The sequence below is a fragment of the Syntrophorhabdaceae bacterium genome, assembly GCA_036504895.1.
GTDB lineage: Bacteria > Desulfobacterota > Syntrophorhabdia > Syntrophorhabdales > Syntrophorhabdaceae > PNOM01.
This window is the reverse complement of sequence record DASXUJ010000137.1, coordinates 1-21409: the sequence shown is the minus strand read 5'-3', so window position 1 is coordinate 21409 and position 21409 is coordinate 1. Positions and strand designations below refer to the sequence as shown.

Here is a 21409-nt window from a genome sequence, read left to right as displayed (position 1 = left end):
GAAGTCGGCCCCTATACTGCCGCCTCATCGAAGTCGCCGGTCCTGATCCGGACCGTCCTTTCCACGGGCAGGACGAATATCTTCCCGTCGCCCTTGTGGCCCGTGTGGGCAGTACGGATAATCGCGGAGAGGATCTCTTCCACCTGGTCGTCATTCGCGATAACCTCTATTTTAACTTTCGCCACATATTCGATCAGGTCCTCCACGAATGTGTGAGGCGCCCCTTTCGCCCTCCCCCGTCCGAATCCCTGCACTTTGGTGACGGTCATGCCCGGGAAGGCGGGGATATTCTGGAGCGCCCAGGCCACTTTTCCAAGCATAAAAGGCTGGAGTATCGCTACGATCTCTTTCATCGGCCCTCCTCGTACTGGCTTATTTTATACGTCTTCATGTTCCCTGCTTTCCTTATCCTCCTGTCCTTCTTCAAACCACTTGTAGAAGGTGGGGAGCACGACGATGGTGAGAAGCGTGGAAGTGATCAATCCGCCCACCACCACCACCGCGAGAGGCTTCTGTATTTCCGAGCCGATTCCCGTTGAGAGGAGGAGAGGGACGAGGCCGAGGAGCGTCACGGACGCCGTCATGAGAACAGGTCTCAGTCTGAGCTCCGTGCCCTTTCGTACCGCCGCCTCCAGTGCCATGCCCTCCCTTCTCAATTGGTTGAGGCAGGAAACCAGTACGATGCCGTTCAAGGCAGCCACACCGAAAAGGGCGATGAACCCCACCGATGCGGGTACGCTCAGGTACTGGCCCGAAAGGAAGAGGGCCACAATCCCTCCGATCAATGCAAAGGGGATATTCAGGATGATAAGCAGGGCATTTCTCACGGAATTGAAGGTGAAGTAGAGAAGAAGGAACATGAGGAGCAGGGTTATGGGCACGATAATGACGAGACGCTTCATGGCGCGCTGCTGGTTTTCGAACTGGCCGCCCCACTTGAGGGTATATCCGACGGGCAGTTGGACCCGGGCGGCGATTTTTTCCTGCGCCTCTTCCACAAAGCTCCCCATGTCCCTGTCTCTCAGGTTGCACTCGATGACAATCCTTCTTTGCCCGTTTTCCCTGCTTATCTGATTGGGTCCTTCAATAAGGGAGAGGTCAGCCAGTAGGTTGAGAGGTACTCCCCGGCCTTCCTGGACCGGGACGAGGAGCTTGCCGATCGCCTCGGCATTATTCCGTTTTTCTTCGGGGAAGCGGATCCTGACTGCAAATCTCCGGTCTCCCTCCAGGAGCTCCGTGGGCCGGCCGCCCCGTACCGCGGTCTCTATGATCTCCTGTACGTCCGATATATTGATGCCGTAACGCGCCGTGGCCTTCCGGTCGAAATCGATATTGAGGTAAGGCTGTCCGGAGACCTGTTCGATCCTCAAATCAGCCGTCCCCCTGACGGCGGACATGATCTTTGCGATTTCTTCCGCCTTCTCTTTGAGCACGTCGAGGTCATCGCCGTAGATCTTTATGGCGATCTGCGATTTTACCCCCGAGATCAGCTCATCCACCCTGAGCGCGATGGGTTGGGTGAAATTGAATCCTACGCCGGGCATCGACGATTCGAGGCGCTCCCGCATTTTGGCGATAAGGCCCTCCTGGGTCTTCGCGGTCTTCCACTTGGAGCGGGGTTTCAATGTGATAATAGGGTCCGAGATTTCAGGGCCCTGGGGGTCGGTGGCTATCCCCGAGCCTCCGATCTTGGAGACGACCGACTCTACTTCAGGGAATGAAAAGAGTATTCTGTGGAACCTCTTCTCGATCTCTATCGATTCCTCGAGTGAGACGCTGGGAAAGCGAATGGGCTGGATCACGAGAGAGCCTTCCTGCAGGGTGGGCATGAACTCCCTGCCTATGAAAGGCAGGAGACAGAGGCTTAAGGCGAGGGCCGCGCAGGCCGCCACGGCGATCTTTTTCCGGTTGAGGAGCGCCACCTCGAGGAGGGGCCGGAACCTCTTTTTTATCCAGGCGAGGAGCCTGGTATCCTTTTCCTGCCCCGGTTTCAGTATGAGGAGGGCGAAGACGGGGACGAACAGGAAAGAGACAACCAGGGAGCTGACGAGGGCTATCACCACGGTCAGCGCCAGCGGGATGAACATCTTCCCTTCCACATCGGTAAGGCTGAAGAGAGGGAGAAAGACAATAGTGATCACGAGGATGCCGAAGAAGACGGGCCGGATTACCTCCTTCGATGCCTCGGCCACAATGTGAAGCCTCGACTCCCCTTTCCTTTCGGAGAGCTGGCGGTACACGTTCTCCGCGATGACGACCGCTCCGTCCACGATCATACCGATGGCGATGGCCAGACCGCCCAAAGACATGAGATTGGCGGTGAGTCCTGAAACCCTCATGATGATGAAGGTGAGAAGCACGGTGAGGGGAAGGGAAAAGGTGACCACAAGGGCCGTTCTCACGCTGCCCAGGAAGACGAAGAGTACGATAATGACGAGAATGGAGCCTTCGGCCAAAGCCCTCGAAATGGTAGAGAGGACTTTTTTCACGAGATCGGACCGGTCGTAAAAGGGCACGAGCCTCACATTCTCGGGAAGGGCTTTTTGAAGCTCCCTGATCTTCTCCTTTATCTTCTGTATTACCACCATGGAATTGCCGCCCTTTACGAGAAGGACGATTCCCGCGGCTGCTTCCTCCCCGTTTTTGACCGCTGCCCCGGGGCTGAAGGCCGGACCGAGTTTAAGCTCTGCAATATCTCTCAGGAAAATAGGGGTGCCCCTGGACGAAGCCACCACGATATTCCCGATATCTTCAAGGTTCTTGAGCAGGCCCAGGCCCCGGATCACGTACCGTTCTCCCCCTATGTTCATGTAAGCTCCGCTTGCATTGGCATTGTTGCGCGCCACCGCCTCGAATATCTGCCGCAGGGAAAGGTTGTATTTGATCAGCTGCTCGGGGCTTACGATGACCTGGTACTCCTTGACATCCCCCCCATGGGAGTTTACCTCGATCACGCCGGGTACGGACTTCAGGATTTTCTTGACCACCCAGTCCTGAAGGGTCCTGAGCTCCATCCGGCTCTTCCCCTTGCCTTCGAGGGTATACTGGAATATCTCACCGAGGCCTGTCGAGATGGGCCCGAATGTGGGCTCCACCCCGGAGGGAAGCTTCTCCCTCACCTCGATCATCCGCTCCAGAACGAGCTGGCGCGCGAAGTAGACATTCACGCTGTCTTCGAAGATGAGGGTCACGAGAGAGAGCCCGTATTTCGAGATCGACCTTGTCTCCTTGAGGCCCGTGAGGCCGCTCATCTGAAGCTCGATGGGCGCAGTCACGAATTTTTCGGTTTCAAGGGGCGACATGCCCGGGGTTTGGGATATGATCTGGACCTGGATGTTGGTAACGTCGGGGAAGGCATCGATGGAGATGGTTTTGTAGCAATAGAGGCCCGTTCCCACAAGGACAGCCACTCCGAGGAGGATGAGAAGGCGCTGCTTCAGCACGAGATCGATGATTTTCTGCATTCCCTCCCCCTTAGTGACCCTGAACCATCTGTTTTTTGTACTCCGACTTGAGGGGGAAAGTTCCTTTTGTCACGATCATATCCCCTTCATCGAGACCCGCCGATATCTCGACTTTTTTGCCGAAGGCCCTGCCCGGGGTTACATCCTTCCTCTTGAACCTGCCCTCGCCCACCCGGACGAAGACATACCTGTCCGAGCCGTCGATAAGGATGCACTCTTCGGGGACGGAGATCACCATTTCCGTGGGGGCGTCTTTTTCGGAATCGATGGAGACCGTGGCGAACATGCCGGGTTTCAGCACGCCGTCGTGGTTGTCGATGGTCACACGGGCCTTTACGGTCCTCGTGCGCACGTCCACGACATCGCCGATATACGATATTTTTCCCCTGAACGGCCTGTTGGGAAAGGCACTGACCGATATGGTGACCACCGCGCCCGCCCTGAGCCTCGATACGTCTTTTTCATAGATATCGACCATGACCCAGAGGGTCGAAAGATCGGCCACGATAAAAAGCAGTTTTTCAGGATTCACCACCTCTCCCAGGGTGACCGGTTTCTCGATAACAACCCCGCTCACGCTCGATATAATGGGTATGAGGGGCCTTTTTGCTGCCTCGCCGTTTTTCTGGATCTCTATCGCGTTTACATCGACCCCGAGAAGTCGGAACCTTTCCCTGGAAAGAGTGAGGTCCGCCTCGGCCTCACTCAGGTCCTGTTTTGCCTTGAGCACATCTTTCTCCGGGGCCACATTCTTTTCGAAAAGTGCCTCCTCGCGCTTCAGGTTCTTCAGGGCCAGCTGATACCTGCCGGAATTTTTCCGGTACTCCGACCATATCTGGTCGAGTTCCACCGTATCCATCGAAGCCAGAGGCCGGCCTGCTTTCACCCGGTCTCCCTGGGAAACCATGAGGTGTACGATCCGGCCCGTTACTCTCGAGCTTATTCGGGAGGAACTGTCGGCATTGATCTCTATGGCCGCCGTCGCCGTAAGGGGCGCCCGGGTCTGCTCACGCCTGATCTGCATGATCTCTATGCCCGATGCGGCCAGTTTTTCGGCGGCAAGGACCACCATACCCGGTTCTTCCTTCTTCGCCTCCCTCGCGTAAGAATCGCGGTGTTTTGATGATCCCTTTCGTGCGAGAATCGTTGCCGCAACCGCCGATACAAGTAAAAAAGACAGAGCGACAAGGACAGCGACTTTTTTTCTATTCCAGGAGAACTTCCTCATTCTATCTCACCCCCCACGGCGCGTTCGACGGCGTGAAGCCATCGCTCCGCCTGCAATACCGTATCGAGATAGGCAAACTGGATCTCCAGCGTATCCTTCTGGGCTGTCCTAACCTCGAAAAAACTGATTTTACCTTCCTTATAGGCGAAGTTGAGAAGGCTTAGGGTTTCCATCGACTTATTCATTATCTCCTTCTGAAATAGGGCAAGCTCTCTTAAGGTAAGGGAGAGATTGTTATATGCATCATCGATCTCCCGCTCGAGCGTTTTTTCGAGGCCCGAGCGCCTGATCCGTGCCTGGAGGGCCAGCGCCTCGGCCCTTTTTCTCTCCGCCTGTCTTCTGTCGAAGAGCGGAATTGCCACGGACATGAGGACGCCCCTGTCGAACCTCTCCTCATCCCTGGTCTGGAATCCGCCCAGCACCACGTTCGGTATGGCCTCCCGCTTCGCCAGATCGATGGCGCGCTCCGACATATCGACTTCGGCGACCGACACCTTCATATCGGGCCTCATTTCCGCCGATCGCTTCATGAGCTCCTCTTTTGCAGGCACACGGAATTTTTCGGGAGAAAGCTCTCCATGAACGGTGAACGCGGGATTTGACCTTACTCCCATGAGTCCCTGAAGGCCGAGGAGTGCCTCCTTCAATTCCCGTTCAACCGAAAAAAGATCTTTTTTTGCTTTTCCGAGCTCTATCTCGGAGAGGTTCACCTCGAGGCCTGAAACGCTTCCGGCCCTGTATTTTATACGGGTGAAGTCCACCAGCTCTTCCTGAAAACCAACTACCCTCCGGGTCAGCTCTTCCCGGTTCTTGAGAGAAATCGCCCGGGCAAAGGCATCTTTTATCGCATATCGGAGCAACCTTTCCCGATCCCTGATCTGAAAGCCGACCCTGGAAAGGTTCTTCTCCGCAAGCCCAATCCTCACGCCCCTTTGGCCCGCGACCTCGAATTCCTGCGAGAGGGTAAGGCTGTAGTTGGTATAATTCCCCGTCCCTGCCTCAGAGGGTTTCTCCTTTTTCGACAGGGTACCGGCAATCAGAGGATTGGCAGGCAGCAGGAGCCGCGCCTTTTGGAGCTGGGCCTTCGCCAATTCCGCCTCCTGCCTTAATGCCATGAGATCGGGGTTATTTGCAAACCCTATTCCCACGGCCTCGGTCATGGTGACGGCATGGGCAAACCCTGCGGAAATTAAGATGAAAAAAACAAATGGGATGATGTGGGACATGAAGCCGCCTCCTCAACTGTTTCATACACGGATAGCATAATGTAATCATTTCGCGCTCATTCAGGCGGGTGCCGAAGAGCCTGAAGATCGGGCGAAAACGAAAGGAGAGAGGTGCTTCAGCTCCTGGGGGGTCTGTAAAGGGAGGAGGCAAGGGTGGGCGAGCGTGGAGAATCTTTTTCGAAAAAAAGCCGGGCAGAGGTAAAATAGACCCGGTGAGCCTGGGTAATGGGCAGCCATTCCCCGTCGACGTCCCCGTCGCAGGAATCGAAGAAGGGATTCTCTTGGGGGTCCCGGGAGTCGGCGGTTCCATGTGCGCTGCCCGATGAGCCGGTATGGGTGAGGGAGAGATAGAGACCGAGCCATTCCTGGCCCGCGTCGTAATGGGTGCCTCCCACATCGATATCGGTAGTGGCGGTGAGGTTTTCCACGACGGGCAGGGTAAAACTCACCATAAGCATGAAGGCAACGAGAATACGGATTGAATAACAGGATATTGTCTGTTTCATAGAAGGGTCACATTTTTTTGTGTATAGCAGGGGAAAGCTGTTCGCTCTTGCCATAAAAAAAGACCTCACCATTTTATATGGTAAAGGTCTTGCTTGTTAGCGTTACCTAACCGGCAGCCCGGTCTGCTCGCACAGACGTCATGACGTTACTGCCGATGAAAGCTACTCCCCTTTTCGGAAAATAGGGTATCACAGGAGCTGCCGTAGGGCAAGGAAAAAGGAAGGAAAGTGTCCAACGGGTAGTGTCGCCGGGTGGACGGAAGAGACGCTTTCATCTACCCATATCCGGTTTTGTCTGTGGCGAGAAAAAGGGTTTGACTGAAACTGAGGACATACCGGAAAGTTCCGTTATCCTCTTCTCCCGATCCGGTTGATTGCCCCGTAAGCGTAATGGTTACGGCGAATTGGATTGACATGGTATTCCATATCTGTTACCTTTGATACAAGGTTGGAATTGCGCCAACCTTATTTTTATCGCGGGAGGTATTATGGGTATTACCATAAGTTTCCGACACATCGATCCGGATGAAGAGATTAAGAAGTATGTGGAAGAAAAGATCGCGAAGCTTCAGAAACATGTCGAAATACCTCTGGACGTTCACGTAGTGCTCTCGATAGAGCGGAAATACCGGCACAGAATCGATGTCATGTTCACCATAAACGGCGTGGTAATCAATGCCCACGAAGTAATGGACGAGATGCATGCGGCCATTGACAAGATCGTGGATAAGCTCGAGCGGAGGCTGACCCGGTACAAGGACAAGATGAAGAAGTACAGGGAAAACAGGCCCAAGGGGGCCGAATCCACGCCCGGAGAGGCCGTGTCGAAAATTATCGTGACCAGGACCGTGGAGGCCAAGCCTATGGACCCTGAAGAGGCTACCATGCAGCTCGATGCCTCGGGAGACAGCTTCATGATCTTCCGCGACCGGGACAAAGGCAATGTCTGTGTTATTTACAAAAGAAGAGATGGAAATTTCAGCCTTATAGAGACTCTGGGAAAGAATCTATGACCATTGAAGAAGTGCTGCACGAGCAGTGCGTTTTGAGCGACCTCACGGGAACCTCGAAAAAAGAAATTATCACCGAGCTCGTAAAAGCACTCGGTGACGCACATCTCGTTCAGGATACGGAAAAGGCGGTGGCGGTGGTCCTGGAGAGGGAAAAACTCGGAAGCACGGGCATCGGCGATGGGGTTGCCATACCGCATGGAAAACTGAAAGGCATCGACACGATTCGCTGCGTCTTCGGGAGGTCGAAGGCCGGTGTCGATTTCGATGCCATCGACCACAAGCCGGTCCACATATTCTTTCTTCTCATCGCGCCGGAGGATTCGGCGAGCCTCCACCTCAAAATGCTTTCCCGTATCTCCATTGTCCTCAGGGATCCTTCCTTCAGAAAAAGTCTCGTCGAATTCAATCGCGAAGGGCTTTATGGAAAAGTGATAGAAGAGGATAGAAAACATCCATGATAAAATTTGTACGGTATAACGTAGGGAAGGAAGCGTTTACCGGATGACGGGTATAACGGTACAAGAGCTCAAGGAAGACACGGTATACGGGCTCGAACTGGAGGCATATTCAGGACATAAGGGGTTATCGAGAAAGATCTATAATCCCAGAATTCAGAAGCTGGGGCTCGTAATCACGGGCCACATGGTGTATCTCCATCCCCACAGGGTGCAGATCCTGGGCAACGTGGAGATGTCCTATCTTCATTCTCTCCCTGAAGAAGAAAGCAAGCGGATAATAAAAGAGCTTTGCAAAAATGCCGTGGTCTGTTTTATAATAACGCGCAACCTCAGCGTTCCCGATTATTTTTTGCGGGAGACGGAGAAGAAAGATATCCCCATCCTGAGGACCCCGCTCATCACCTCGGTATTTATAGAGAGGATCACGAGGTTTCTCGAAGAAAGGCTGGCGCCCAATACGATCGTCCATGGGGTCCTGATGGATATCCTGGGCGTGGGTGTTCTGATAATAGGGCGGCCCGGCATAGGCAAGAGCGAGAACGCCCTCGACCTTGTCATGCGCGGGCACCGGCTTGTTGTTGACGACGTGGTCCAGGTGAAGAAGATGGGGGTAATCGACCTCTATGGCGAGGCCCCCGAAATGATAAAGAATCTTCTGGAGATCCGGGGAGTGGGCATCGTGGATATACGACAGCTCTTCGGAGTTTCTTCGGTGCGGGACAGGAAGAAGATCGATTTCGTCGTGGAGCTTCTCGACTGGGAGAAAGGCGTGGAATGCGAAAGAGTGGGGCTCAGGGAGGATAAATACAGTCTCCTCGGTCTCGACCTGCCTCTCGTCAGGATACCTGTCAGCTCCGGGAGAAACGTTTCCGCGATCATAGAGCTTGCGTGCAGGAACCACATCCTCAAGACCCAGGGCATCAATACGGCCGTGGAACTGGAGGAGAAGATTTTGAGAACTATTGAAAAGGGACAAAGCATTGAAAATAGTAATTCTTAGCGGTATCTCCGGATCGGGGAAAACCACCTTCCTCCGGGCCCTCGAAGACGTGGGGTATTTTTGCGTGGACCATTTCCCTCTTATGCTGCTGCAGAACTTCTCAATTCTTGCCAAGGCCGCAGGGAATAAGATCGAGAAGTGCGCGCTCGTGGTGGACATCAGGGAAAAAGAATTTTTCGAAGAAGGCAAGGATATTCTGCGAAAGGTCAAGACAAAATGGAATGCCGAGGTTATATTTCTTGACAGTTCGGACGATACACTTATAAACAGATTTAAAGTCACCAGGAGGGCCCATCCTCTTTATGGGATTTCGAGCATTAAAGAGGCCCTGAAAGAGGAAAGAATGCTCGTGAGCTGGATCAGGGATATTGCGGACAGGGTCATCGATACCTCCTTCATGACTCCCCATGAGCTGAGACGCCTTGCCCTCACCTCGTACCGGGAGGACACGAGGGGAATGACCATACACCTCATGTCTTTCGGTTATGCCCAGGGAATCCCTCACGAAGCGGACCTGGTATTTGACGTGCGTTTTCTCCCTAACCCCTATTTTGTAGAGGAGTTGAGGGAAAAGACGGGTTCTTCGGAAGATGTTGCCGATTTCATTCGTTCGACCGAGGCATATGAAGAGTTTTCCCGTATGCTTTTTGACTTTCTTTCTTACCTTTTCCCTCTCTATGAGAAAGAAGGTAAGAGTTATCTGACTCTGGGGATCGGCTGTACGGGCGGCAAGCACAGGTCTGTCTTTGTGGCGAACGAGCTTGCAAAGCAATTCTCCACATCGAGCTACGCGGTATCTACCGTTCACAGGGATGTTGACAGATAAGGAGGAAGGGATGATAGGACTGGTGGTAGTGGCTCATTTCAATCTCGCCCGGGAGATGGTTGCGGCCACGGAACTGATAGTGGGTAAACAGAAACAGTTCGGTTATGTCGATATTTTTCCGACCGACGACGTGGATAAGGTGAAGGATAAGGTTGTCCAGGCCCTGAAAAAAGTCGATTCCCCCCAGGGAATTATTATTCTGACCGATATGTTCGGGGGCACGCCCTCCAACATCAGCCTCTCTTTCCTGGAGGAAGGGAAGGTAGAGGTCGTGGCGGGCGTTAATCTTCCCATGCTCATAAAATTGGTATCGTACCGGGAAGGCAAGTCGCTCAATGAGCTTGCCCGGTTTATCGCCCAGTACGGCCAGAAAAATATATATCTGGCGACGGATGTCTTGAAAGCGAGAAAAAAGGATTAACGGTTTATGCGGGAAGGGACATTTACCATAAGAAACAGATTGGGACTTCATGCGAGGGCGGCTGCCCTGTTTGTGAAAAAGGCGACTGAATTCGAAGCTGATATCTGGATGGAAAAAGACGGGGCAAAGGTAAACGGAAAGAGCATCATGGGCCTTCTCATGCTTGCCTGTCCCCTTGGAAGCACCATACAGCTGAGTGTGGACGGCCCTGATGAAGAACTGGCCTTCGAAAATCTCGGAACGCTCCTCAACGAAGGATTTTACGAAGAATGAACGAAGAAGCGTACGTAAATAGGGCCTTGAAAGGCGTCGGGGTGTCTTCGGGCATCGCCATAGGCACGGTCTATCTCCTTGAACGGGGAAAGATTCCTGTCAGCAAGGTATCGGTGAGAGAGGACCACCTGGAAAGGGAGGTCGTCAAATTCAAGAATGCCATAAAGGTGGCTATAGAGGAGCTCGATACCATAAAGGGCGGCATCGCCGATGATGAATTGAAAAAACATGCCTTCATCATCGACGCCCATATGCTTATACTCCAGGACCCTTTCTTTGTGGACGATGTGGTGAGAACGATCAGGGAGAGGCGGGTCAACGCCGAATGGGCCCTTGATTCGGTGGTTTCCAAATATCTGGCGAGCTTCGAGAGGATGGAGGACGCCTATCTCAGGGAAAGAGGCCAGGACATAAAGCATATTTATGAGAGGCTCGTGCGCATCCTGGTGAAAGGCAAAGGGCTGACCATCCACCAGAAAGGGATCAAGGGCAGGGCCATAATTGTGGCCAGGGACCTTTCTCCGGCAGACACGATCCAACTGAACCTCAGTAAGATTTCAGGCTTTGCCACCGATGTGGGTGGAAGGACCTCCCATACGTCGATTGTAGCACGGGCACTCGAGATACCGGCGGTGGTCGGCCTCGGCGATCTTACGAGCCAGATAAAGAATAACGATACGATCATTATAGACGGCGACGACGGGGTGGTGATCATCAACCCCGACCAGGACGTGCAGAGGGACTATATGGCCCGGCAGGTCCATCTCAAAAGCCAGAGGCGTGATTTTCTCAAGATCGCCAAGCTCAAGGCTGAGACGAGCGACGGCTTCAGGGTAAGGGTAGGGGCGAACATCGAGCTCCTCGCCGAAATGGATATCGTATCCCGGTACGGAGCGAGCGGGATAGGTCTCTACAGGACCGAATACATATACCTTTCACGAAACTCGCTCCCTTCCGAGATGGACCATTACCACATTTACCGGAAGCTGGCGGAGAACAAGGCCCTCGAGTATATCACCATCAGAACCCTCGACATCGGGGGGGATAAATTCTCGAATACCATCGAGGTGAAACGGGAAATCAACCCCGCCATGGGGCTCAGGGCCATTCGCCTGTGCGTAAAGGAATTGCCTATTTTCAAGGCCCAGCTCCTGGGCATCCTCCGCGCCAGCGCCCACGGCCCCTTAAGGATCCTCATTCCCATGGTATCGGGCATCGATGAGGTGCGTCTCGCCAAATCGATCATCCGTGAGTGTATGGACGAATTGGAGCGCAAGAAGGTCCATTTCGACAAATACATAAAGATAGGGATCATGATCGAGGTGCCGTCCACGTGCATGATCGCCGATGTGCTCGCCAAAGAAGTCGATTTTTTCAGCATAGGCACCAATGATCTGATCCAGTATACCTTGGCGATAGACCGGGTGAATGAATACGTCTCCTATCTTTACGAGCCCCTCCATCCCGCGGTGCTCAGGATGATAAAGAAGACGGTTGAGGCGGCCCACGTGAACGATATAGAAGTGGCCTTATGCGGCGAGATGGCGGGCGAGCCCCTCTATGTGCCGGTCCTCCTGGGTCTCGAGCTTGACGAGTTTTCAATGAACCCCTATTCCATCCCGAGGGTGAAGAAAGTGATACGCGGCCTCGACCACGACTATTGCAAGGAGCTGCTGGCGGAGGTCCTGCGTATGAAATCGGCAAAAGAAGGCGAAGGGCTCCTGCGCAGGGAAATGGGCAGAATTTTCCCCGAGGATTTTATGAAGTGTTTCATTAGCGAAGGTTAGCGGCCGGTCCGAAGACTTTTATTGAAGTTCTCCAAGGGCCCGGCTCAAGTTCGATAATATCAATGACGAGGAGGTTCACACATGGGAATGACCAGGTTTCTATTTTCATCCGAATCGGTTGCCGAAGGACATCCGGACAAGGTTTCCGACCAGATTTCAGACGCGATCCTTGATGCCATAATAGGACAGGATACAAAGGCGAGAGTGGCCTGCGAAACCCTCGTCACCACGGGGCTCGTGCTTGTGGGTGGCGAAATCACGACCAGCTGCTACGTCCATGTACCCGACGTGGTACGGGAGACGATAAAGGGGATCGGTTACAATAATTCTTCCATGGGCTTCGACTGGGAGACATGCGCAGTCATCACTTCCATAGACGAGCAGTCGCCCGATATCGCCATGGGCGTCAATGAGACCGAGGGCCACGAGCAGGGCGCCGGCGACCAGGGCATCATGTTCGGCTACGCGTGCAACGAGACCGCCGAGTACATGCCCATGACCATCTCCTATGCCCATAAACTCGTCGAGCGGCTCGCGAAGGTGAGGCACGACAATACTCTTAACTTCCTCCGGCCTGACGGAAAGAGCCAGGTGACGATCGAATATATCGACAGAAAGCCCGTGAGGGTGGACGCGGTGGTTATCGCTGCCCAGCACAATCCGGATGTGACGTCGCAAACCGTGCGGGAAGGCGTGATCGAAGAGGTGATCAAGAAGGTGATCCCCGAAGAGATGATGGACGACAAGACGAAAATATATGTGAACTCCACGGGAAGGTTCGTGGTGGGCGGCCCCAAGGGTGACTGCGGCATGACGGGCCGGAAGATCATCGTCGATACCTACGGCGGCGTAGGCAGCCACGGCGGCGGCGCCTTCTCGGGCAAAGATCCCTCGAAAGTGGACCGGAGCGCCTCCTATATGGCCCGTTACATCGCGAAGAACCTCGTTGCCGCGGGGCTTGCGGACAGGATCGAGCTTCAGCTCGCCTATACCATTGGAGTGGCCGAGCCCGTATCCGTAATGGTCGATACCCAGGGCACGGCGAAGATAAGCCCCGACAGAATTGCGGAGATCGTCATGGAGGTCTTCGATATGAGGCCGAGAAAGATCATCGAGAGACTCGACCTTCTGAGGCCCATTTATAACAAAACCGCGTGTTGCGGCCACTTCGGCAGGAACGATCCCGATTTTACGTGGGAAAAGCTCGACATGGTCGACCAGATCAGAAAGAAAGCCGGCATCTGACAAAGGGAAAGAAGACCGGAGGGGAGAATGATAATAGACTGCGAGATGGAACATGAGTAAACTTCTGGTGGTGGGGACGGTTGCGTACGATTCGATTGAGACCCCATTCGGAAAAGTCGAGAACGTATTAGGCGGCTCCGCCCTTCATTTCACGTCGGCAGCAAGTTTTTTCACCGATGTGGGCATTATTGCGTCGGTGGGAAAAGACTTTGACCTCGAAGATATCAGCTATCTGAAAACGCGAAGTGTGGACATGAGCGGCATTCAGGTCGATGAGGGGAAGACGTTCCGGTGGGAAGGGAGATATGGTTTCGATCTCAACCAGGCGATTACCCTGAAGACGGAGCTTAACGTGATAGAGAATTTCAGGCCCTCCATACCTGAGAATTTCATGGACGCGGAGTTTGTCTTTCTCGCTAATATCGATCCGGAAATTCAGTCCCACGTGATCGATCAGTTGGCCAATCCGGCCGTAATAGTGCTCGATACCATGAATCTCTGGATAGAGCATAAGCTCGACGCACTGATGCACGCGATCGGCAAAATAGATATGCTTGTAATAAATGAGGCGGAGCTGCGGGAGATCTCAAAAGAGCACAACCTCGTAAAAGGGGCGAGAAAGATACTGGAGAAGGGGCCGAAGTGCGTCGTGGCCAAGAGGGGAGAATACGGCGCCCTCATGGTGAACCGGGACGAGATATTCCTTTGCCCTGCCTATCCCCTTGAGGACGTATTCGATCCCACGGGCGCGGGCGATACCTTTGCCGGAGGCTTCATGGGGTATCTTTCCAATGTAGGCGAAGCCAGCGCGGAGACGATAAAGCAGGCCATTATCATGGGCTCCCTCATGGCCTCTTTCAACGTGGAGGATTTCAGCGTCAACAGGCTTAAAGCCCTCGGATACGACGAAATAAGGCAGCGGTATCATTCATTTAAAAAATGTATCGACTTCGGAGAAGTGGAATTCGCCAGGTAAGAGAAAAAACGATTCAATAGGGCGGGCTTGTGCCCGCCTTTTTTTATATTTCCATTCCCCTCTCCCGGGCCTCCTCGCAGATAGACTCGACAGTAACCGAGTTAAAATAATCCATGAGGTTTTTCGACGCCTCTCCCCATATCTCGGATACCACGCATTTACCTAGCCGTCGGCAGGCTCCATGAGGGCGGTTGTTACTGCCTTCGCAGAAGACAAGGCGTAGGTCACCGCCGGTAACGGCACGGATCACGTCTCCAATGCTGATCTTGTCGGGTCTCCTGGCCAGACGGTATCCTCCCAGGGGACCGCGAACGCTTTTTACGATCCCCTCTTTTCTCAGCTTCTGAAAGATCTGCTCTATATATCTCTGGGATATATTCTGCCTTTCACCGATACTCCGTGCCTGAATGGGGCCTTGGGATCCGTTATATACCATGTCGCACAGGGACCTGAGCCCGTACTGTATCTCTGTGGTAATTCTCACTTTTCCTCTCCTGGTGTCGATCGTTCGTCCTCCGGAGGCTTTGCTTCGAGGACGTTGCTCATAACGTAGGTCAGACTCGGAGCCCTGGAGGTTACACCGAAATAGCCCCATTAGGAATATTTTCTCTTTTTTGGAAATTAATAGTCATTGAGAGGGGATAGGGGGAAAAGGATAGAAGAGGCGGAGTTTTCCGGCTCCGCCTCTTCTATCTTACTGTATTTTCCTAATTTTTCTTGGGGAAGAGATGCGGGAAAGGCTGTTTCCTCCTCCATTCAGGGGGTTTTCATGGCATAAGGTACAGGGGACCGGGCTCCCCTTGGCGACATAGACCGTTCTGTTGTCATCCGTCATGAGCAGTCGGTTCGCAGCCGCCCGTGAAAGTACCGTGCCCTGAAGAGTGGCGCCGTGGCACGCCTGGCAGCCGGCCTGGTTTGACTCAAAAAAGGAGCCGTGGCCTGTGTTCCAGCTTGCACTGTTCACATTGTGCAGCCCGTGGGGCCCATTGGTGGTCCGAGACTGCCCGCTCCCATGGCACACGACGCATTCGATCACAGGACCTGCATGGCCCTGGATCTGCTTTGCCGCAAGATTATCATTGGCAAGGGAGGTCCCGGTGGGCCATTCGGCATGGGTGCTCCCATGGCACGCCTGACACGCCAAACCGCCATGACCGGTGCTGTTCCGGTAAAGGGCAGCCGCATTTTCCGCGAAACGCTGGTTTGTTGCGGTGAGAGGGGTGGCGGCCGGATCGCCCGGGTCATAGGCAATGCGCGATCGGATGGATGGGCCCTGATGGCTCATCGCATCGCCTGTATGGCAGGACTGGCACTTCGGCTCGTTTACCCACGGTGTCCTGGCCGCATAGGCGCCCCCCACGGCGAGCATGCCGCCGTGACAGTTTTGACAGGTGATACCTGCCGCACCCATAGCGCCACGCAGACATTTGGTCACACTTCCGGGATGGCATTTGTAGCACGCCGCTACTCCCGTGTCGGGGATGATGGCGGGCTTGGTTGCGGAGGGAATGGTCCCGTCGACTGCCTTGCCGTGCTTGCCGTGAACCGCCATGGAAAGCATCGATTTACCGATCTGATTGCCGGTCGGCCCGGCGCCGGTGAGGTCGAGGGCGGGGGAATAATGACACGAGGCGCAAAGGACGGGTGTAGCGGTCAGGAGGGAAGTCCCCCTCGTGGCATCGTGGAGAATCAGGATGTTCTCGCGGTAACGCACTTTGGAGGAAGCGCTCCTGCTCCATGAGGTAATCCCGTATTTCTTCCTAACTGCATTGTTCGCTCCTTTTCCCCCGTTGTTATGGCAGTCACTGCAGTGCATTTCATCGGAGACGGGAAGCACTACGGAGAGCGGCGCAGGAATTACGGCGCTTCCTGTTTCGTAGGGCTGTATATTCATGAGGGGGTAGGGGTTCTTTTTCATCCGATCGTCATAAGACGTAATGGGGATACCTTCCGCGGTAAACCATTTGATCACCGGGTCGAAGGCCAAAAAAGACTGGGCCCCATTGGAGGCCCCGGGCATCCTCGATCCTGTGAGGCCCTGGTCTGTAGGCAGGGTTACGCCGAAAAGGCCGGCCACATAGGACCAAAAATTGGTTTTGCCCTCACTCGTCGTATTGATCGACCTGGTTCTGTCGGCGACTGCCGAATAGACTACGCTCGCCTGGGTGTTATTCAAGATCACCGGGCTCGCCCCTGCCCTTATTACCTGGGCATTCACCGTGTTAAAAGGCGGAAGAATGGAGAAAACCGAATAGTCGTTGTCGTAGCAGTGCATGCCCAGGTTGTTGAAAGCGAACACCCTGAGGGTCGAGGGGGCCGCGCAGATGGCGGGTGCATTCGTAACTGCGCTCGTAACGACGAAGGCGCCGGACCTCGCCTCCACATTGCACGGCGCGCCGGCAAGGATTCTGGCGGAAAAGGCAAAATTCCCCGTTCCGTTCGTTCTGGCGGTGCCGAGAAGGGTCCCGTTGGCGGTATCGCTTATTGCCACCGTAATCCCCCTGTTCCAGCCCGTCCCCAGCACCTTGAGAACGGACGTGCCCGCGTTCCACGTGGCGGACGTGATCGATGCCGAGAGCGCATCGCCCGCGAAAAGAGCCATCATAATGCATGTTATTATGAAACAGGTCGAATGGCAGCCTCCCACGTTTCTCTTCCTCGCCCCCATTATCAAACCTCCTCGCGAAATGGTCACATTTCCTAAAAAATAGGTACGATGGCAGGGAAGTCAAGGTGGGGGATGGATTTATTTTCCTTTTCAACCCGATCTCAGTGCGTCGACGATATTCATATGAGCTGCCCGGACCGCCGGCAGGACCCCTCCCACGAATCCCATGATGAGGGCAAAGGCGAGGGCGCGGAGGATGATCCCCGGGGTAAGGGTGAAGGAGAAGGCGAGCTCTGAAAAAGTCTGAAAGTTCAGGGTGGAGATGGTGATGAGCTGCAGGAAGGAGGAAAAGAAGAGTCCCGCCAGTCCTCCGGCCAGACCGAGGAGGAGTGACTCCATGAGAAAGGCGGTCAGGATGCTCGTTCTCTGGAAGCCCAGGGCCCGAAGGGTCCCTATCTCACCCACCCGTGTGGCTACCGCGGTATACATGGTGATCATGGCCCCGATAATTGCCCCGAGAGAAAAGATCACGGTGAGAGATATGCCGAGGATGCGGAGGAACTTGGCCATTACCTCCGACTGTTCGAGATAATATTTTGTCTCCCTTTTGGCCTCGAGAGTGAGCCTCGGGTCGCCCTCTATGCGTCTCTTCACCTCGCCGAATCGGGAGGAGTCGCGCAGCTTGAACGTGACGGACGAATAGACGGGACGGCGGAAGGCCTGCATGAGCTGGTCCACGTCGCCCCATATTTCGGAGGTAAATCCCGTGTTCCCTGCATCGAAGATCCCCACGATCCTCCATTCCCTCATGCCGAAGCGGAGCGTTTCGCCCATGTTGCCCCCGTTAAAGCGCTTGGCGATGCTCAAGCCCGCCATAACCTCGGCAGAGCCCGGTGTGGGCATCCTGCCTTCGATCAGCTTGATTTGAGGCCGAAGCATGAGCGATCTGTCCGTGATGCCCCTTATCACCACGTTTGATTGTTTATTGCTTCCCCTTTTCGGCAGGCCGATGAGGACCACCATCTCTTTGGCCACCAGCGGTTTGCCGTCGCCTGCTATCGCGATCTCCGGGTCGGTTTCCACGATAGACGCCTGCTTCCGCTCGATGCCGCTCTGGACCTCCGATGCCGAGGCTTTTCTGATCACGATTGCATTATCATAGGAGCCTGTTTCCACGAGTGTCTTCTGTAATCCCTCGGCGAGCATGAGGATCGAGGCAAAGACGAATACCACGAGTGCCATGCCGGATGCGGTGAGCACCGTGGTGAGACGGCGGGTCCAGAGGTTCCGGAGGCTATAGGAAAAAGGCACGATCATTTAGCCGATGCTCCTCAGCCCGTCGGCGATCCTTACCTTTATCGCACGCACCGTGGGCACGATGGCCGCAAGGATGCCGACGATAAGGGCCGTGATCACGTCCATTACCACGGTCTCCCCGGTCACGTTGAAAGTCGGAAAATATTGTCCCATGGCCCGGCCGAAGGCGTCGGCCACGGGGAAGGTGAGGGCCACGCCACACGCCGCACCTACAAGGGTAATAAAAATAGATTCACCGAAGATGAGTCCCGCGAGGTGGCGGGCCCCGAATCCGAGGGTCTTGAAGACGGCATATTCCCCCATCCGTTCCCGGGCGGTCATGGCCATGGTGTTTGCCACCACCGCGAGAATGATCACGATCACCACGAAAGAGACGAGCTTGATTGCGGTGATTATGGCGTCGGACATGGAGACGAAGCCGAGCTGGAAGGCCTTTTCCGTTTCCGTGAGGGTTTCCGCCAGGGAATTCTTGAAGGAGCCGTCGATCCGAGCGGCTACGTCCGCCGCGAGATCGGGATTGGTTACGCCGATCATGTAGAAGCCGACCTGATCTGCCCGCCCCGGCGTCTTCTTCCTTACTTCCTCATTGAGGTAATCCCAATTGAAGAAAAAAACGCTTTCGTCGGTACCCTTGTCCCTGCCCGTATAGATCCCCCGGAGCACGAATTCCCAGGTGCCGGGGTAGATCGTTCCCTTGAGCACGATAGTGTCGCCGATATGCCATCCATAACGGGCCGCGAGTTTCCTTCCCGCCACAAAACCCTTGCGGTCTTTCAAAAAAGCGGCTTTCTGGTCCGGGGGCACTATATACTCGGGATAGAGCTCCAGATATGTTTTCGCGTCGACCGCAAAATTGGCGAAGAAATTCTTCTCGTCGATATAAATGCCCCCGAACCAGCCCCCCCACGAGACAGTCTTTACGCCTTCTATCTGGCGAATCTTTTCCTTATATGAGAGAGGGAGGGGAAAGATCATGGATATGGAGTTCCTGCTTACGAGCCGGTTTACGGCCGACGCCTCCACGCCGGCGTACCATGCATGGATCACGGTCCGTAAAAGGCCGAAGGCGAGGATTGCAATGGTGATAGAGAGAATTGTGAGGCCCGTGCGAAGCTTATGACGAAAGGCGTTCTTAAAGACTATCTTGAGAACGTGCATAGTCGAGCACACCTTTATCGAGATGCCGGACCGTGTGGGCCTTTCCCGCAGCCCGGGGATCGTGGGTAACCATGATGATGGTCTTTCCCGATTCCCGGTTCAGCCGGTCCATGAGGGCCATGATCTCTTCCGCCGAGACCCTGTCGAGGTCACCGGTCGGCTCGTCGGCCACCAGTATGGTCGGATCGGTGACAATGGCCCGTGCAATGGCGACCCTCTGCTGCTGACCGCCGGAGAGCTGGCCGGGATAGTGCTCCACCCGGTCCGACAGGCCCACGACCCTGAGGGCCATCTCCACGTGCTCGCGTCGCTCCTTTTTCTTGAGCCACGTAAGCAGCAGCGGCAACTCCACGTTCTCATACGCGGTAAGCACGGGTATCAAGTTGTAGAACTGGAAGATGAAGCCTACATGGGTGGCGCGCCATTGGGCAAGCTCCACCTCCTTGAGGCGGGTGATATCGACGCCTTCCACCATAATGGCGCCTTCATCCGCCTTGTCGATGCCCGCAATGAGATTGAGGAGCGTGCTCTTGCCCGACCCCGATGGGCCCATGAGGGCGAGGAATTCACCTTCCGGTATGTCGAAGGTAACATCCCTCAACACGGGCACCACCTGGCTTCCCCTGAGATAGGATTTGTAGATGTTACGAATTTCAACGATCGGTCGCACCGGGTCCGTATCCTTCATAAGCACTACTGCTCCGCAAACTTGACTTTGGAGCCCTGCCTGAGTCCCGCGGGAGGATTTACCACGACCCTTTCCCCTGCCTTTGCGCCGCTCTTAATCTCGATCATATCGCCCAAACGGGCGCCCGTCGTAACCGGCGTCTCCTCTATTTTATTGCCTTTGATGAGAAGGAGGGTGGGACCGATCCTTCCGTCGCGGATTGACCTCTGAGGTGCGCTGATGCGGGGCGTTTCATCCGAGGCGCTCGGCTCCCTCGAAAGAAAGGCTACTTTCGCGCTCATTTCGGGCAGAATGCGCGGGTCCTTTTGGAGGAATCGCACTTTGACCATGACGGTCGCCTTACTCCTGTCGGCTGTCGGTACGATCATATGCACGACGCCACGGAGCCGCTCGTTGGGAATGGCGTCGAGCTGCATTTCGCACGGCTGCCCCAGTTTCACTTTCGTGAGATTCGACTCCGAGACATCCGCCTCGACCATGAGGGAGGCCATGTCCGCAATAGTCACCGCCGAAGCCTTGGCGTTGGCCGCGGCCCCCAAAGGCGTCACAATGTCCCCCACATCGGCGTTTTTCGTAAGAACCACCGCGTCGAAGGGCGCCCGTATGTAGGTATATTCGAGGCTCGCTTCAGCGGAGCGCAATGCGGCGGCACTCGCGTTCTTTCCCGCCTCTGCCCCGGAAACCCCTGCCTCCGCCTTTTTATAACGTGCCTCTGCCGCGTCGAAGGAGGCACGCGTGGTGAACTCCTGGGCGAGCAGCGTCCTTTCGCGCTCGAAATTTCGTTTTGCGTCATAGAGCTCCGCTTTTGCCTGCTCCAGGTTGAAACGGGCAACTTCGAGGTTGGCCGCGGCCTGCCGCTTTGCGGCGGCGATGTCATCGTTCTCCAATTGGGCGATGACCTCCCCCTTTTTGATCCTGCTTCCTTCCTCCACGGTAAGAGAGGTAAGCCTGCCCGTAATTTTCGAAGCTACCGCGGCCTTTCGCTGGGCCACCACATATCCGCTCGCATTGAGGAGGGTAAAGGTTTGGGAAGGATAAATAAGCGCCACGGTCGCCACTTCCACGTTCGTTGCCGCGGAAAAGAGTCCCTTCGAATAGGAGACACCCGCAAGGATAAGGAGGAGCGCCGCCACGGCCCAGGTAAAGATCCTTTTTCTCGTCCTTCCGGGCCCGCCGGCGACAGTCGTGTTTTGTATTCGTAGCTTCGAAAGGGCG

At 54.9% G+C, this 21409-nt stretch carries 20 protein-coding genes; 9 read left to right on the top strand and 11 right to left on the bottom strand.

Annotation, left to right across the window (positions count from 1 at the left end; all coding sequences use genetic code 11):
• Positions 1 to 11: 11 nt before the first annotated feature.
• The 5 genes from VGJ94_19515 to VGJ94_19495 all read right to left on the bottom strand — a co-directional run bounded on the left by VGJ94_19515 (position 12) and on the right by VGJ94_19495 (position 6424).
• Positions 12 to 353, bottom strand: coding sequence for a P-II family nitrogen regulator (locus VGJ94_19515; protein ID HEY3278810.1), 342 nt, complete (start codon positions 351 to 353; stop codon positions 12 to 14).
• 24 nt (positions 354 to 377) lie between these two features.
• Complete coding sequence (locus VGJ94_19510) at positions 378 to 3464, bottom strand: CusA/CzcA family heavy metal efflux RND transporter (protein HEY3278809.1); 3087 nt, start codon at positions 3462 to 3464, stop codon at positions 378 to 380.
• A gap of 10 nt (positions 3465 to 3474) precedes the next feature.
• Complete coding sequence (locus VGJ94_19505) at positions 3475 to 4692, bottom strand: efflux RND transporter periplasmic adaptor subunit (protein ID HEY3278808.1); 1218 nt, start codon at positions 4690 to 4692, stop codon at positions 3475 to 3477.
• Complete coding sequence (locus tag VGJ94_19500; protein ID HEY3278807.1) at positions 4689 to 5918, bottom strand: TolC family protein; 1230 nt, start codon at positions 5916 to 5918, stop codon at positions 4689 to 4691. Before VGJ94_19500 ends, VGJ94_19505 begins: the two co-directional genes overlap by 4 nt.
• Before the next feature lie 116 nt (positions 5919 to 6034).
• Positions 6035 to 6424 carry a hypothetical protein gene (locus tag VGJ94_19495; GenBank protein ID HEY3278806.1) on the bottom strand — a complete coding sequence of 130 codons (390 nt, stop codon included), beginning with the start codon at positions 6422 to 6424 and terminating at the stop codon, positions 6035 to 6037.
• Between the two features lie 488 nt (positions 6425 to 6912).
• On the opposite strand from VGJ94_19495, the gene raiA reads away from it, so the two are divergent.
• From raiA to VGJ94_19450, 9 genes are all read left to right on the top strand, one after another.
• Positions 6913 to 7437, top strand: a complete 525-nt coding sequence (gene raiA, locus VGJ94_19490) for a ribosome-associated translation inhibitor RaiA (GenBank protein ID HEY3278805.1) — start codon at positions 6913 to 6915, stop codon at positions 7435 to 7437.
• Positions 7434 to 7895: a PTS sugar transporter subunit IIA gene (locus VGJ94_19485; GenBank protein HEY3278804.1), complete on the top strand. Its 462-nt coding sequence runs from the start codon at positions 7434 to 7436 to the stop codon at positions 7893 to 7895. The genes raiA and VGJ94_19485 overlap by 4 nt, the downstream gene beginning before the upstream one ends.
• Before the next feature lie 43 nt (positions 7896 to 7938).
• Positions 7939 to 8895: an HPr(Ser) kinase/phosphatase gene (gene hprK / locus VGJ94_19480; GenBank protein HEY3278803.1), complete on the top strand. Its 957-nt coding sequence runs from the start codon at positions 7939 to 7941 to the stop codon at positions 8893 to 8895.
• Positions 8876 to 9721 carry an RNase adapter RapZ gene (gene rapZ, locus VGJ94_19475; protein ID HEY3278802.1) on the top strand — a complete coding sequence of 282 codons (846 nt, stop codon included), beginning with the start codon at positions 8876 to 8878 and terminating at the stop codon, positions 9719 to 9721. The genes hprK and rapZ overlap by 20 nt, the downstream gene beginning before the upstream one ends.
• Before the next feature lie 10 nt (positions 9722 to 9731).
• Positions 9732 to 10142, top strand: a complete 411-nt coding sequence (locus VGJ94_19470; protein ID HEY3278801.1) for a PTS sugar transporter subunit IIA — start codon at positions 9732 to 9734, stop codon at positions 10140 to 10142.
• Positions 10143 to 10148: 6 nt separating this feature from the next.
• Positions 10149 to 10415: an HPr family phosphocarrier protein gene (locus VGJ94_19465; protein HEY3278800.1), complete on the top strand. Its 267-nt coding sequence runs from the start codon at positions 10149 to 10151 to the stop codon at positions 10413 to 10415.
• Positions 10412 to 12202, top strand: a complete 1791-nt coding sequence (gene ptsP / locus VGJ94_19460) for a phosphoenolpyruvate--protein phosphotransferase (GenBank protein ID HEY3278799.1) — start codon at positions 10412 to 10414, stop codon at positions 12200 to 12202. The genes VGJ94_19465 and ptsP overlap by 4 nt, the downstream gene beginning before the upstream one ends.
• 81 nt (positions 12203 to 12283) lie before the next feature.
• On the top strand, positions 12284 to 13447 hold the full coding sequence (gene metK, locus VGJ94_19455; protein HEY3278798.1) for a methionine adenosyltransferase: 1164 nt from the start codon (positions 12284 to 12286) through the stop codon (positions 13445 to 13447).
• 52 nt (positions 13448 to 13499) lie between these two features.
• Positions 13500 to 14423 carry a PfkB family carbohydrate kinase gene (locus VGJ94_19450; GenBank protein HEY3278797.1) on the top strand — a complete coding sequence of 308 codons (924 nt, stop codon included), beginning with the start codon at positions 13500 to 13502 and terminating at the stop codon, positions 14421 to 14423.
• Positions 14424 to 14466: 43 nt separating this feature from the next.
• On the opposite strand, the gene VGJ94_19445 is transcribed toward VGJ94_19450, so the two are convergent.
• From VGJ94_19445 to VGJ94_19420, 6 genes are all read right to left on the bottom strand, one after another.
• Positions 14467 to 14907 (bottom strand): Rrf2 family transcriptional regulator, encoded by a 441-nt coding sequence (locus VGJ94_19445; GenBank protein HEY3278796.1) that lies wholly within the window; start codon positions 14905 to 14907, stop codon positions 14467 to 14469.
• Between the two features lie 210 nt (positions 14908 to 15117).
• Positions 15118 to 17091 carry a hypothetical protein gene (locus tag VGJ94_19440; protein HEY3278795.1) on the bottom strand — a complete coding sequence of 658 codons (1974 nt, stop codon included), beginning with the start codon at positions 17089 to 17091 and terminating at the stop codon, positions 15118 to 15120.
• Between the two features lie 90 nt (positions 17092 to 17181).
• Positions 17182 to 18348, bottom strand: coding sequence for an ABC transporter permease (locus VGJ94_19435; protein HEY3278794.1), 1167 nt, complete (start codon positions 18346 to 18348; stop codon positions 17182 to 17184).
• Positions 18349 to 19506, bottom strand: coding sequence for an ABC transporter permease (locus tag VGJ94_19430; protein ID HEY3278793.1), 1158 nt, complete (start codon positions 19504 to 19506; stop codon positions 18349 to 18351).
• Complete coding sequence (locus VGJ94_19425) at positions 19481 to 20194, bottom strand: ABC transporter ATP-binding protein (GenBank protein ID HEY3278792.1); 714 nt, start codon at positions 20192 to 20194, stop codon at positions 19481 to 19483. Before VGJ94_19425 ends, VGJ94_19430 begins: the two co-directional genes overlap by 26 nt.
• A 5-nt stretch (positions 20195 to 20199) precedes the next feature.
• Positions 20200 to 21409: efflux RND transporter periplasmic adaptor subunit (locus tag VGJ94_19420; GenBank protein ID HEY3278791.1), on the bottom strand; the 1210-nt coding region annotated here is incomplete at its 5' end.

Coding starts and splice junctions, on each gene's coding strand:
- VGJ94_19515 (HEY3278810.1), bottom strand. CDS start 353: ATGAAAGAGATCGTAGCGATACTCCAGCCTTTTATGCTTGGAAAAGTG.
- VGJ94_19510 (HEY3278809.1), bottom strand. CDS start 3,464: ATGCAGAAAATCATCGATCTCGTGCTGAAGCAGCGCCTTCTCATCCTC.
- VGJ94_19505 (HEY3278808.1), bottom strand. CDS start 4,692: ATGAGGAAGTTCTCCTGGAATAGAAAAAAAGTCGCTGTCCTTGTCGCT.
- VGJ94_19500 (HEY3278807.1), bottom strand. CDS start 5,918: ATGTCCCACATCATCCCATTTGTTTTTTTCATCTTAATTTCCGCAGGG.
- VGJ94_19495 (HEY3278806.1), bottom strand. CDS start 6,424: ATGAAACAGACAATATCCTGTTATTCAATCCGTATTCTCGTTGCCTTC.
- raiA (HEY3278805.1), top strand. CDS start 6,913: ATGGGTATTACCATAAGTTTCCGACACATCGATCCGGATGAAGAGATT.
- VGJ94_19485 (HEY3278804.1), top strand. CDS start 7,434: ATGACCATTGAAGAAGTGCTGCACGAGCAGTGCGTTTTGAGCGACCTC.
- hprK (HEY3278803.1), top strand. CDS start 7,939: ATGACGGGTATAACGGTACAAGAGCTCAAGGAAGACACGGTATACGGG.
- VGJ94_19470 (HEY3278801.1), top strand. CDS start 9,732: ATGATAGGACTGGTGGTAGTGGCTCATTTCAATCTCGCCCGGGAGATG.
- VGJ94_19465 (HEY3278800.1), top strand. CDS start 10,149: ATGCGGGAAGGGACATTTACCATAAGAAACAGATTGGGACTTCATGCG.
- ptsP (HEY3278799.1), top strand. CDS start 10,412: ATGAACGAAGAAGCGTACGTAAATAGGGCCTTGAAAGGCGTCGGGGTG.
- metK (HEY3278798.1), top strand. CDS start 12,284: ATGGGAATGACCAGGTTTCTATTTTCATCCGAATCGGTTGCCGAAGGA.
- VGJ94_19450 (HEY3278797.1), top strand. CDS start 13,500: ATGAGTAAACTTCTGGTGGTGGGGACGGTTGCGTACGATTCGATTGAG.
- VGJ94_19440 (HEY3278795.1), bottom strand. CDS start 17,091: ATGGGGGCGAGGAAGAGAAACGTGGGAGGCTGCCATTCGACCTGTTTC.
- VGJ94_19435 (HEY3278794.1), bottom strand. CDS start 18,348: ATGATCGTGCCTTTTTCCTATAGCCTCCGGAACCTCTGGACCCGCCGT.
- VGJ94_19430 (HEY3278793.1), bottom strand. CDS start 19,506: ATGCACGTTCTCAAGATAGTCTTTAAGAACGCCTTTCGTCATAAGCTT.
- VGJ94_19425 (HEY3278792.1), bottom strand. CDS start 20,194: ATGAAGGATACGGACCCGGTGCGACCGATCGTTGAAATTCGTAACATC.